Genomic DNA, 12750 nt, shown 5'->3' with positions numbered 1-12750 from the left:
CTAACTATTCGATATTAGCTTGTTTTTCTTCCGCAGATCTGAGTACACTAGTAGTAATAAAGGAGGAGAAATAAATTGACCACCACTAGCACTACTGCGAATATGGAAATCGGAATTAGCACTTTCTTAGAAGCAACGAATGACCTTACGACCGGTAAAGCCGTTAACCATGCGGAGAGATTGCGGCATGCGGTTGAAGAAATCGTTCTCGCCGATCAAGTAGGACTTGATGTCTATGGAGTAGGAGAGCATCATCGCTTGGATTATGCCGGCTCCGCCCCTGCTATTGTACTTGCTGCTGCAGCAGCTATGACGAAACGCATCCGACTCACAAGCGCGGTAACTGTTCTGTCCTCGGATGATCCGGTCCGCGTCTATCAATCCTTCTCGACTCTAGACGGCATTTCGAACGGGCGTGCGGAAATTATGGCAGGACGTGGTTCGTTTATTGAGTCCTTCCCGCTCTTCGGTTATGACCTAAACGATTATGATGAACTATTCGAAGAGAAGCTGGAGCTGCTGCTCGCGATTCGCGACTCAGAGAAAGTCAGTTGGCGCGGCGGCCATCGCCCGGCCTTCCAAAATCTCGGCGTCTACCCGCGCTCGGTTCAGCAGCCGCTCCCGGTTTGGATCGCCAGCGGCGGAAATCCGGAATCCGCGGTCAGAGCCGGCATGCTTGGGCTGCCAATTGCGTTCGCCATCATCGGCGGCATGCCCGAGAGCTTCGCTCCGCTAGTCAAACTATATAAAGAAGCGGCCGTTCGCGCGGGACATGATCCGGCAACCTTGCAAATCGCGACTCATTCCCATGGTTTCGTCAGCGATACAACGGAACAAGCCGCTGAAGCCTTCTTCCTCCCGACTCAAGCCCAAATGAACGTCATTGGGCGTGAACGCGGCTGGACCCAGCCTTACAGCCGTGCCACGTTCGACGCGGCGCGCAGCCTTCGCGGCGCTCTCTACGTTGGCGACCCGGAATATGTCGCTGAGAAGATCCTTCTCCTGCACAAGAACTTAGGCGTGACGCGTTTCTTCCTTCATGTGAACGTCGGCACGATGCCGCATAAGGAAACACTGCATGCCATCGAGCTGCTTGGCACCAAAGTAGCACCGATCGTGCGCAAGGAGCTTGCCCGTTTGGAAGCCAACGAATAAAGAAACGAGCGTGCCTATCCTCGCAGCGACATTGCTGCTGAGAATGGGCACGCTCTCTATTCCACTTCGTTAATATTTATGGTTCGCTTCAGAAACAAGAATGGCAGACGACATCTTTCTTCTAAACTCTTGAGGTGTCATCCCATTTTGCTTTTTGAAAAAACGAATAAACGCCATACTCGATTGATAGCCGGCTTTCATTGCGACATCTTGAATTTTAATTTTGTTGCACTTCAACAGTTCCTTAGCCGTTGTATTACGCATATCCGCAATGTAATCAGATAGCGAAATCCCCGTCTTCTGCTTATAGAATCGGGAAAAATACGAAGGATTAAAGTTCACCTGTGAGGCCAGCATAGGAAGTGTCAGATCATCAGCTAAATGTGCCTCGATATACGTATGCAACTTATCGATCCACTCCGGCGAATTCTCGCTTGCCATGGTTCGCTTATACTCGAAAATGGAGGATGCAATTTGCTTATATTGCTGTTGAAGCTCTTCCCAAGGTTTGTCACCGCTAAGATGAATCCTTTTATATATCTCTAAAGCCATGTCCAGCTCATCCGTCATTTGGCAAGCCATGATGTTCGATACAAAAACGGCATGGAGCGCATGAAGGCATTCCAGCTTGTGCAGCCGAAACGTCGAATCCTCCAATAGAAAAGCCTTCAGCTCATGAAACAATTTCGTAAAATCAGCTTCGTTTCCGCTCGCTAAATAATTGTCTAACAACCGAATTTTATGCAGCTGAAAATAGTTTGTACCGCTCTCATTTTTGCCCGATTGTACGGTAGTTTCGCTAAGTGCTCCCGTTTCGATCATTCCCAAAGAAATATCTGTTCCACGGGTGATTTCCCGCTTCAAATTCTCAAAAACATGACGAAACCCACTCCAACCTGCCGGTAAATCGTGCAGAACGAAAGCGATCTGGATATCGAGCAATTTTCGGCACGTTTGGCGAATCGGTTCCAACTTGTTGCGAATATAGGAAACTGTTTCAGCCCCATCATAACCATCGCCGTGCTCTTGAATTAAGAGTAGAAACTGAGAATCATGGCCACTAAGAATAAATAAACGGGCGCAGTCCCCCGTATATTGCTCAATAATATTTTGAACGGTGGCGAGCAGCCCTGCTTTATCTTGCTCCTTCACATCGTCCCACTCTTTAAAGTTCCCCATCACCATCTGCACAGGCAAATCAGCCCGAATAGAGGGGTTCATCCCCACCAATGCATGAATTAGGTCAGTCTCATTCGTTTTCTCTTCGCTTAGCAACTCCCATGCACAGGCTTCCTGTGGAGCCGTATCGGCCAAGGTCATATGCCTTTCAGTACCGTGAATTAAAGTTCTGGCGACGTTTTCTTCGTTCAGACTAGTAATTGCTTTTTCAACGGTCCGGACGATTTTGTCGTCCCCTTCAATTTTCAAAATATATTCGAACCCACCGAGCGATATCGCGCTGCGCACATAGGCAAAGTCATCGTAAGCCGTTAGAAAGATCACTTTGCAGTTTGGCCAGCTCACCTTAATCTCCTTTAGCAGATCGATGCCATGCATGCCGGGCATTTTGATGTCACTCAGCACGATATCGATCTTTTCAGTTCTCAGAATGTCGAGTGCCTTCGTTCCCGAATATGCCTTATACAATTTCAAGTTTAAATGTGTCATGCCTTGCAGCAGCTCCATCAAGCCATCTGCTACGATGGGCATATCGTCAACGACGAGCAACCGATACATCTGATTCCCCTCCCTGCCATGTCCTAAGCTTAATCTGCACGTGCAGTCCGCCAAGACGTGATCTTGCAAAAGTAAGACCGCAGTCCTCCCCATAACGTAACTGAATGCGTCTGTGAACATTTACGATGCCGATCGAGCTATCGATTTCATCCATTTCATTGGTGATTTTCCCGTTCAATAGTTCGATCATGGAATCATCCAAACCATTGCCGTTGTCTTCCGCATGCATGAAAATCTCATCGCCGTTCTTTTCAAAATGAATCCATAGCTTCCCATCGCCCTCTTGATGCTCAAAAACATGCTTGTACACGTTCTCGATGATTGGCTGAAGGACAAAGCGAATGACGGTCCCTTCGTTTGCGATCCATTCAGGTGTCTGAAACTCGACTTTTATTCGATCGCCCAGACAAACCGTCTGGATATCCACATACGTGCGAGCATGATTGATTTCTAGTTCCAACGGAATTTCATCCGTTTTGTCGCGCGTTACGATTTGGAAATAGTTACCCATATACATACAGAATTGATAGGCTTGTTCCGTATCTACTCTCTTGATCAACCGAGACATGACAAAGAAGCAATTATATAAAAAATGCGGATTGATTTGTGACTGCAGTCGCTTCAATTCTGATCGTTGACTTCTGATTTCTTGCTCATAAACCTCCTGAATCAAGCATCTTAGCCGCTCAACCATTTTGTTAAATCCCCGGTATAAATTACCGAACTCATCCTTTCGATTGTCCGGTAAGACCGGATACGTGTGAATGTCCCACGTTCGATTAAAGGCGTATATAAGCTTCCTCATCGGACGCAGGATCACCTTATTAATGGAGTAGGAAAAAAATATGATGATGATGACGGAAACAATAGACATCACCCAAAACCAGTTTTTGAGCGTTGTCATCGGACCGAGCATATAGGCTTCCGGCGTAAACGTCACGAGATAAGTATTGATCGCGGGTGAGAATCGATAAGATACGATGGTTCGCTTCTTATTAAGGCTCATGGTCGTCAAGCCGCTCTGAATTTCCTTGTCCTGCTGGCTGTGTAAAAACGACTTTATTTCCTCGACCTCGGTTTTGTTCCTCTGATCGCCAATCTCCCAATTCTGCTTCAAATTAATAAGTACCGCATTCCCTTGACCGGGTCTTGCTACGGTGTACAGCATGTCCTGTATCTGCTTAGTCGACAGTTCGATGCCGAGCACGAACAATGGGCTTCGTTTCACATTCGCCGGATAGGCCAGACTCAGAAACAATCGGTCGTTCCAAAAAATGATTGGGCCGCCGCTATTCTGCTTCCTCAAGGCTTCGAATTCCGGCTCATTGATACCTTCATCGAAATCAGCCTGCGTGACCGTCCTTCCGATCAAGGGGATGTAAGCTTTGGCTGCGGATATATACAGGCTGGAATACTTCATTAAGTACAGCCGTCTTTGCAGCGCGTTTACAAGTACTATTCGTTCGTACTGACTAATTTCATCACCGATGGAACTTAGTTTCTGAAGATCCTGATCGACGACATATTCGGGTAGCGAATCCGATATCCGACCAATCTCACTCTCCAGCATATTCATAAAATAATCGGTTCTGGCCATCGTAGACTCCGACATTTCGTACCGGATTCCTTCCGATCCCTTCACGTTAATTCGCAAGGTAATTAGATATAGAGGCGTAATAACCAGAAAGAACGTAAGAAACAGCTTTATAAAAATAGAAGGCGTTTTTAACGATGCCAACTTATTCATGAAGTTCATAATATCCACACCTGCTCAACTCATACTCGGAAGAACAATTTCCTCGCTAATTATGTCACGAGCGCATTAGCTTAAGCAATGTGAATGGCTGCCATCCTGAACTCACTTATTCCTTCACGCTTCCCATTACAATTCCTTTTGTAAAAAAACGCTGCAAGAACGGGTATATGATCAGAATAGGTACGGCTGCAACGAAAATTTGTGCGGCTGTACTCGTACGATCCGATAGTCTCAACATATCGAGATCATCCGCGGAGATGAATCTGAAATCTTTCTTAATAATGACGGTCTGCAAGAAAGTTTGCAGCGGGTAATTTTCGGGGCGGTTCATCAGCACGAGCCCGTCAAACCAACTGTTCCAATGTCCTACTATCGTAAACAAGCCAATCGTCGCCAGCGCAGGGGCAGATAGCGGCAAATATATTTTAAACAAGGTAACAAAATGGTTAGCGCCGTCTATTTTAGCCGACTCTTCCAATTCTTTAGGTAAACCGCGGTAAAAGTTAAGCAACAGAATGACATTAAATACCGGTACGGCTCCGGGCAAAATAAGCGCCCAAATCGAATCCAAAAGTCCCGTGGCTTTAATCGTCATATACCACGGAATCAAGCCGCCGCTAAACAATATCGTAATGACGAAGAACCAGGCATAGCCGGTTCGAAAGAGAAAATGACCGGACTCCTTGGATAAGGGGTACGCCGCCAGCACGGTTAACAGCATACTGATGGACGTGCCTAGCAGCACTCTTTTTATCGTAACGATGAACGCCGTAAAATACTGCGGTTTGTTAAAAATATTTTGATAAGCTTCAGTCGTAAATTCAACGGGCCATAGCGACACTGACCCTGCCGAAGCAGCTGAGCCCGAGCTAAAGGATAAAGCAAGGATATGAATCATTGGCAGAATACATAGCAAGGAGAGCGCGCCAAGAAAGATGTAATTCATGATTAAGAACAGAGATCTGCTCCGCGTTAGTTGGTGTATCACAATGCTGCCTCCGTCCTCATTAGAAAATTCTGTAATTGGCTAACCGATAAGCGAGGAAATACGAAAGTGATATGAAAACCAGGGATACGAGCGATTTTATTAGACCGATCGCCGTCGATACACCATATTGGAACTGTTCCATGCCAAGTCGATAGACGAGTGTATCGATAATGTCTCCGCTCTCGTACACTTGCGGGCTATACAAATTAAAAATTTGGTCAAAGCCTGCATTCAGTACATTGCCTAAGCTTAATGTCGCTAATAAGATAATGACGGGCAGCATCCCCGGCAGTGTGATGTGCCATGTTTGCTTCCATCTTCCTGCACCATCCATCGAAGCGGCCTCATATAAAGAAGGATTAATTGACGTAAGCGCTGCCAAATAAACAATGGTACTAAAGCCAAACTCTTTCCAAACGTCAGAAATGACGATAACAAAAGGAAACCATCGATTGTCCCCCAGAAAATAAATCGGCTCGATTCCCAGCATGCCCAGCGCCTTCGCCACAATCCCCGTCGAAGGTGAAAGAATATCGATCAAAATACCTCCGAGCAGTACCCATGACAAAAAGTGCGGCAAATAAACGAGTGTTTGAAATACCCTCTTGAACAGCACCTTGCGAATTTCGTTCAATAAGAGAGATACAATCAGCGGTACAATCAAACCAGCCGCCATTTTCATTAGGGCGATGCTAATCGTATTGAACAATACGCGTTGAAGATCGGGATATTCTAAGAAAAACTGGAAATTCTTCCATCCTACCTTAGGTGAATGCAAGATTCCTTTCGAGGGAATAAACTTTTCGAATGCGATCGCAATCCCGAACATGGGGATGTAGCTGTAAATAAAAAGGAGGATGACACTTGGAAAAATCATCAGATGCAGCGGCCACTCCCGGATCAACCTTTTACCCAACACTCGTTACACCCCATTTAGGATCAAATAGTAAATAAAATGAATATAGGAGGGTTCCCCCTCCTATATGGTTATAATTAGCTTTGCTTATTGTTGCTTCGCATACCAATCGTTGACTTCCTTCGTCATCTCTTCGCCGCCAAGCTTGTTCCATTCGGTCACGAACTTGTCGAATTCATCAATGGAAGTTTGGTTCATAATGATTTTGGTGAATACTTCCCGCTCTTTTGCAACCAGTATCCCCTTCTTATCCTGCATCGTTTGCGTAGGCGCTCCAAAGAATTGATCCTGCTCGAATCGATTTTCTTTCGAATATTGCGTCATGATCGAGAAGGAACCGCCTGGCTTGGCGATCATCCAATGGAACCAGCCGCTAATGTCGCCATTCAAGTATTTCTGTGCCGCATCGTAACGATTAAGCAAGTCCGGATCGTTATTCAAACCGCTAGGGTCCTTCGACTCAATCGCTTTAGGAAGCGTAATGCCTGCTTGAATATAACCATCCTGCGCTAACACGCGGATCGGATTGGCTTTGAAATAGAGCTTGCCTTTATCTTCAAGTTCTTTCCCGTTATAGTACACTTTCTCTTGATCCGACATTTTGAGCTGTACTTTGACCCACTGGTTGATCAGTTGAATGACGGCTTCCGGATTTTTGCAGTTTTTCGAAACGACAACATACCCGTTAACGCCTAAACCGATCTGTGTTTTAGCAGGAGTCTCATCAATCGATGGCAATCCATAGACTTGCCAATCCTGAACCAATTTGTTGTCTTTGATCGCTGCGCTTGCGATTGGCCATGCGCTTAAATAGAAACCGCCGTAAGCCATCCCGATTTTATTGGCTGCAACGAGTTCATTTTCTTTATCCGGATCCTTCGTACCGAATTCCGGATCGATTTGACCTGCTTTATACATATCTTGCAGTTGTTTCAAAGCCACTTTTGTCTGAGGTTGAATACTGCCGTAAACGAGCTTACCGTCCGCATCCTTCTGCCAAATGCCCGGATAAGCATGGTACCCGTTAAAAAATCCGCTCAGTCCATAATCGTCCATCAGTTCTTTGTGCAGCGCCAGACCGTACGATTTACCTGTCCCGCCTGGGTCCTTATTCGTAAATTCCTCGGCAATTTTCAATACGTCTTGCATCGTTTTCGGCTCGGGCAGATTCAGCTTGGTCAACCAATCCTTACGAATCCATAAATAATTCGACGAGTTATACGGGCTGTCCGAAAGCGGTATGGCAAGCAGCTTGCCATCTACTTGTGCGGATTTCATCTGAACTCCGCCATCTTTCGTAAAATGCTTCTTCGTTTCTTCGCTGGCATATTTATCGAATACTTCAGTCAAATCCATAATCATATCGGCGTCAATCAATTGCTGCAGTTGAACCTGGCCATTAACAGAGAAGAAGTCGGGAATGTCATTGGATGCAATCATCATGTTAAGCTTTTGTTCAGCCTGTTTCGAATCTGCAACCCACACATTTTTAATACGAATACCCAAATCTTTCTCATAGGCGTCGTAAACGGCGTTTTTGTCCATCGACTCGCCCGGGTCCCATTTAATATCGGATGGATTACTGCGAACTGTCGTCAACTCGACTACTTTTTTGTCTGAATTAGCAGTTGACGTTGAGTTAGACGCGCTTTGTGAAGTTTCATCCGTGTTACCGGAACTGCAAGCGCTTGAAAGCACAAGCGCACATGCGACAAAACCAAAAGCCGTTGTTCTTTTCCACATCTTCATTGCGTGTGTCCCCCTTAATGATTCTCTACATTAATCCGACTTCATTAATTATGATAGAGCTAAGGGCAATGAAATTCTATCTACCCGTTTTTACTTTGTATACGATTATTTACTTGTTTCCCTATACCCAATGGATCTATCCTTACGAACGGAAGACGCAGCCATAATATGCTTGCCGAATTCAGCAATCTCGATGGATCTCCCTTTGTTTAAGCGCGATTCTTCGGCTGCAAACGCCATCAAGTGACTACGTACCGAAGCCGCTGCGGAAGTCAAGCTTTCCCCGCCTGTATACGTGCGGACTTCGCTTATGAAGCTGCTCATAACCCCTGCATCCCCGCCGCCGTGGCCGCTGCTCGGCACATGAATCGAAATTTCATTCTTCTCTTTCGTTACGAAATCGTGCACGACGATTTTATCGTCGTGGCCGCTAATTTGACCCTTCGTGCCCATGATTTGTATGATTCGTTCCTGCTCCATTGTGAATCCGCACATGCTGAAAGTAGCCGTGGCACCGTTTGCGAACTCCATGTTCACAACCTGATGGTCCACCACATTATTATCAGATTTATACACACACCGCCCGTATGGGGATGTTTGCAGCCCTTTTACGATCGCTTCTCTGCTGGCATCCTGTGTGAAATGCCAAGCCCAGCCCTTGCCATCGCCCAGATAGAATCTCGGCGCCGAATAAGGGCATTGCGCTTCCACTGCGCAGCCGTCTAAACAACGATCCGCAGAGCCTTCCGGCGCATTGCCGGAATGAAAATGCATCAACGAGCCATACGAGCTGACGCGAACGCACGGCTGGTCCATCAGCCAGGATAATATGTCCATGTCATGGCAGGACTTCGATAGAATCATCGGGCTTGACGTATCGGAGTTGTTCCAGTTGCCGCGAACGAAACTGTGTGCAATATGCCAATAGCCAACATTTTCGTTCAGCTGAATGGAGGCCACTTCGCCAATTCGTCCTTCATCAATAATCCGTTTAACCGTTGACCAGAAGGGGGTATAACGCAGCACGTGACAAATCGTCAGCAAACGATTGTTTTCCTTTGCCGCCTGCTCCATTTCGATGCATTCTCGCGGATCTGGCGACATCGGTTTCTCGAGCAGAACATGATAGCCCTTATTGAGAGACTGAATCGTCGGCTCATGATGCATACGATCCTGCGTACAAATCATCATAATATCCGCCAGTTGCGGCTGCTCGAGCACTTCTTCCCAAGAAGCAAAGCATTGTTCTGCAGGTATGTGATGTTCTTGCGCAAACTTCTCGCGTCGTTCTTTATCCGGCTCGGCTACCGCGACAATCTTCAATTCGTGCGGGTAATCGAGTGCATAAGGCGCATAGCTTCGAGCACCTCGGGATCCTGCTCCAAGAAGTACAGCTGTCAATGGTTTCATGATCTATCCTTCTCTCTACGTTTACTCTAAAGATACCGGTTGCCCATTCGCTGCTGATTTGTACCCAGCTAAGGCAACTATCGTTGAACGCAAGCCATCTTCGCCAGTAATTGGCACCTGTTCTCCATTCAGCAAGGCATGGACAAAGGATTTTACTAAGAGATCATCCATGGAGTCTCCCCAATAGGTCCATTCGCCTTTGCCGGTTTCTTCACTATACAGATCATTTTTTTGCGCAAAACCATCGATCGAAAGCGTCCCCTTTGTCCCAATGACCGTCATGGTGACATCTCCCCACGTAGGGAAAGCAGAGTTCCGTGACCAGCTTGTGTCCAAGACGCCAACAGCCCCATTTGCGAATTTGACATGGATCATTCCGGCATCATCAATATCGATCTTTTCGTGAAATAACGTGCCAGCATAGGCGTATACTTCTTTCACTTCAGACTGGGTAAACCAATTCATTAAGTCCATGACGTGAACGGTATGGTCTAATAAAGCTCCGCCGCCGGCAAGCTCTTTTTGAAGAAACCAGCCTGAAGGAAGTGAACCGCGATTAGTTCCCTTAATGGCTAAGATATCGCCAATCTGACCTTGATCAATGGCTTCTTTCGCTTTAATAACAGCTGCCAAGTAGCGGCAGGGAAACGCCGTCATAAGCTGGACTCCGTTTTCTTTACACGCAGCAATCATGGCTTCCATCTCTGTAACGGAGAGGCCAAGAGGCTTTTCACAAAGCACATGCTTACCGGATTTCGCTGCTGCTATAGTGATCTCTGCATGTCGGCTGTTTTCCGCACAGATCACAACCGCATCCACGTCTACGGCCAGCAAATCCTGATATTTCTCAAAATAAGGCAGCTCGTATTTGCCGATAACGTTCTCAACGCGGCTATAAAGCTCGTCTGCGATGCCCACGACTTCGACATTGGCCATTGCCCTAAGTGCATTCAAATACGAATGAACATGGCCATGAGCAAAACTAATCATTCCGATTTTTAATCTCTTCATGGTGTTACCTCCCCTAGCGCCTTGCTCCGTTGCAGATGGACACATTTGCCTGTTCGTATAGACTCCAGTGCAGCTTGAGTAATTTCTAACGCTTTATAGGCATCGTGATCAGTTACGATTGGTTCCGTGCCTTCTCGTATGCATTGAATAAAATGGGCTAATTCCAAGTTATAAGGGCTAGTGAATCCAGGACTTTGAGGTACTTCCGCGAAACGTCGGTCTTCCGAGTCGGAAGGCGCTTTGCAAATTTGCAAGGAGCTGTTTTTCTGACTGTCGCTGCGAATAATGCCTTTGCTTCCGGCGATTTCTACAGCGGTTTGGAAAGGACCCTGATAGCCCCAGAAAGCTTCCAGATTCGCAACGGCTCCGCTTTCAAAGAGCAGCGTAACCAATGCGTAATCAATGTCATCCGCACGTTGGTTTAAGCCAAATACAGACTTGACCTCCCCCATCGCCCATCGGAAGAAATCAATATCGTGAATCATGAGATCGGTAATAACGCCGCCGCTTTTATCATCATCAAAGAACCAGCGTCCGGGGTGAGAGCCAATGCGTTTGGCATGGACTACACCAATGCGCCCCAGTTTCCCATCATCGATCGCTTGCTTCATTTGAACGTATTCGGGGAAAAATCGGACAACATGTCCGACAAAAAGCCGAACACCATGTTGTTCACAACAGCGGATCATCTCTGCGGCATCTTCGAGATGTAACGCAAGCGGTTTTTCACAGATCACATGCTTGCCGGCTGCGGCTGCTTTCAAAGTAAATTCTTTATGTAGATAGCTGGGTAATGTCACACTGAGAATATCGAATTCTATTTCTCTCAGCATGACGTCAAATGAGGTGAAAGCCGTTGCTCCCGTCTTCTTGGATAGTTCTTGCGCTAAACTGAAATCGATATCGCAGACGCCTACCAGCTTTACATCCGGGATATTCATGTAACCGCGGGCGTGCACATTTCCCAATCCCCCGCAACCAACAATGGCTACTTTCATTCTGCTTCACTCCTTATTTTCGTCTTTCATAACGACTGACTACGTTATATGATATAAACATTGTCGCTTATCCGAAATGCGGGCATTTATGCTTTTTATATCCATATTCGTGCTTATTGAAAGTGTGGTGTCGAGGTATACATGCGTATTTTCAAAGAACCGATCCCTTATCAAAACCCTTCACTCTGCATGAAAGTGTGGAGGTTTACGGATTCAAGCAAAGAGCGGAAGAGCTCAAATACCTGGCATTATCACAATGAGGTTGAGTTCATATTGGTCGAGAAGGGCAGCCACGAAATGCAAACACCGAATCATACCTACACGCTTAATGCGGGAGACGTGATGGTGATTGGATCTTCTCAACTGCACACCGGAAGAAAGCTCAGTGACAACGATCTCAGTTACATTGTGCTTCACATTGACTTCCGGCCTTTTTTCGATCCGGCCATGATGATGTACTATCGGCATTTCCTGGAGATCCTTCATCCCTTAGAGAAGCTGAATTACATTTTCCAGGAAAACGAACGCGTGAGAAATGACATTGCGAGGATGATTTCCGAAACACATGAAGAGGTTATGGATAAAAAGAAGGGCTACGAAATCGCGGTTAGCATGCATATCAAGTATTTGTTGTTGATGCTGCTTCGCTATGATACGCGGGAGCTGTTAACGTCACAGTCGCATGTGGATGCGGATGTAGACGTGATTCGATCGCTCGTCACCTATGTGGATGAACATTTGGCAGAGAAAATAGACATGGGAGCGGCAAGTCAACTTGCCGGCATGAGCTACTCCTATTTTTCGAAGTATTTTAAAAAGAAGATGGGCTCGTCCTTTACGGATTATGTGAATCAGAAACGAATTTCTAAAGCGGAACGACTGCTCGTTACCGAAAACCGCAGCGTGAACGAAATTGCCGAGTCCGTAGGGATCGAAAATATGGCTCATTTCTACGAGCTGTTCAAGCGATTCAATGGATGTACGCCAAAGCAATACGTAAGCAAAATGAACGGGAGAATAAACTAGAGGC

At 46.3% G+C, this 12750-nt stretch carries 10 protein-coding genes; 2 read left to right on the top strand and 8 right to left on the bottom strand.

Going from position 1 to position 12750, the window contains the following annotated elements:
- Positions 1-102: 102 nt before the first annotated feature.
- Positions 103-1155: an LLM class flavin-dependent oxidoreductase gene (locus BLW29_RS24760; protein ID WP_090984659.1), complete on the top strand. Its 1053-nt coding sequence runs from the start codon at positions 103-105 to the stop codon at positions 1153-1155.
- Between the two features lie 69 nt (positions 1156-1224).
- Here BLW29_RS24760 and BLW29_RS24755 read toward each other — a convergent pair whose 3' ends face one another.
- The 8 genes from BLW29_RS24755 to BLW29_RS24720 all read right to left on the bottom strand — a co-directional run bounded on the left by BLW29_RS24755 (position 1225) and on the right by BLW29_RS24720 (position 11720).
- Positions 1225-2841, bottom strand: a complete 1617-nt coding sequence (locus BLW29_RS24755; RefSeq protein WP_177186810.1) for a response regulator transcription factor — start codon at positions 2839-2841, stop codon at positions 1225-1227.
- 28 nt (positions 2842-2869) lie between these two features.
- Positions 2870-4648 carry a sensor histidine kinase gene (locus BLW29_RS24750; protein WP_090984655.1) on the bottom strand — a complete coding sequence of 593 codons (1779 nt, stop codon included), beginning with the start codon at positions 4646-4648 and terminating at the stop codon, positions 2870-2872.
- Between the two features lie 106 nt (positions 4649-4754).
- Positions 4755-5636: a carbohydrate ABC transporter permease gene (locus BLW29_RS24745; protein ID WP_256208870.1), complete on the bottom strand. Its 882-nt coding sequence runs from the start codon at positions 5634-5636 to the stop codon at positions 4755-4757.
- A gap of 19 nt (positions 5637-5655) precedes the next feature.
- Positions 5656-6513, bottom strand: coding sequence for an ABC transporter permease (locus BLW29_RS24740; protein WP_090984653.1), 858 nt, complete (start codon positions 6511-6513; stop codon positions 5656-5658).
- A gap of 126 nt (positions 6514-6639) precedes the next feature.
- Positions 6640-8301 carry an extracellular solute-binding protein gene (locus tag BLW29_RS24735; RefSeq protein WP_256208868.1) on the bottom strand — a complete coding sequence of 554 codons (1662 nt, stop codon included), beginning with the start codon at positions 8299-8301 and terminating at the stop codon, positions 6640-6642.
- 105 nt (positions 8302-8406) lie between these two features.
- Entirely contained in the window at positions 8407-9711 is a 1305-nt protein-coding gene (locus tag BLW29_RS24730) for a Gfo/Idh/MocA family protein (RefSeq protein ID WP_090984651.1), read from the bottom strand.
- Between the two features lie 21 nt (positions 9712-9732).
- Complete coding sequence (locus tag BLW29_RS24725) at positions 9733-10722, bottom strand: Gfo/Idh/MocA family protein (RefSeq protein WP_090984649.1); 990 nt, start codon at positions 10720-10722, stop codon at positions 9733-9735.
- On the bottom strand, positions 10719-11720 hold the full coding sequence (locus BLW29_RS24720) for a Gfo/Idh/MocA family protein (protein WP_090984647.1): 1002 nt from the start codon (positions 11718-11720) through the stop codon (positions 10719-10721). Before BLW29_RS24720 ends, BLW29_RS24725 begins: the two co-directional genes overlap by 4 nt.
- 141 nt (positions 11721-11861) lie before the next feature.
- Between BLW29_RS24720 and BLW29_RS24715 the strand changes: the two genes are divergently transcribed.
- A complete protein-coding gene (locus tag BLW29_RS24715; RefSeq protein WP_090984645.1) occupies positions 11862-12746 on the top strand; it encodes a helix-turn-helix domain-containing protein in 885 nt (294 codons plus the stop codon).
- The last annotated feature ends 4 nt before the right edge of the window (positions 12747-12750 follow it).

The organism is Paenibacillus sp. CF384 (assembly GCF_900106745.1).
Lineage (GTDB): Bacteria > Bacillota > Bacilli > Paenibacillales > Paenibacillaceae > Paenibacillus_Z.
Note: the sequence above shows the minus strand (reverse complement) of the source record. Positions and strands in the feature narration are given on the sequence as shown.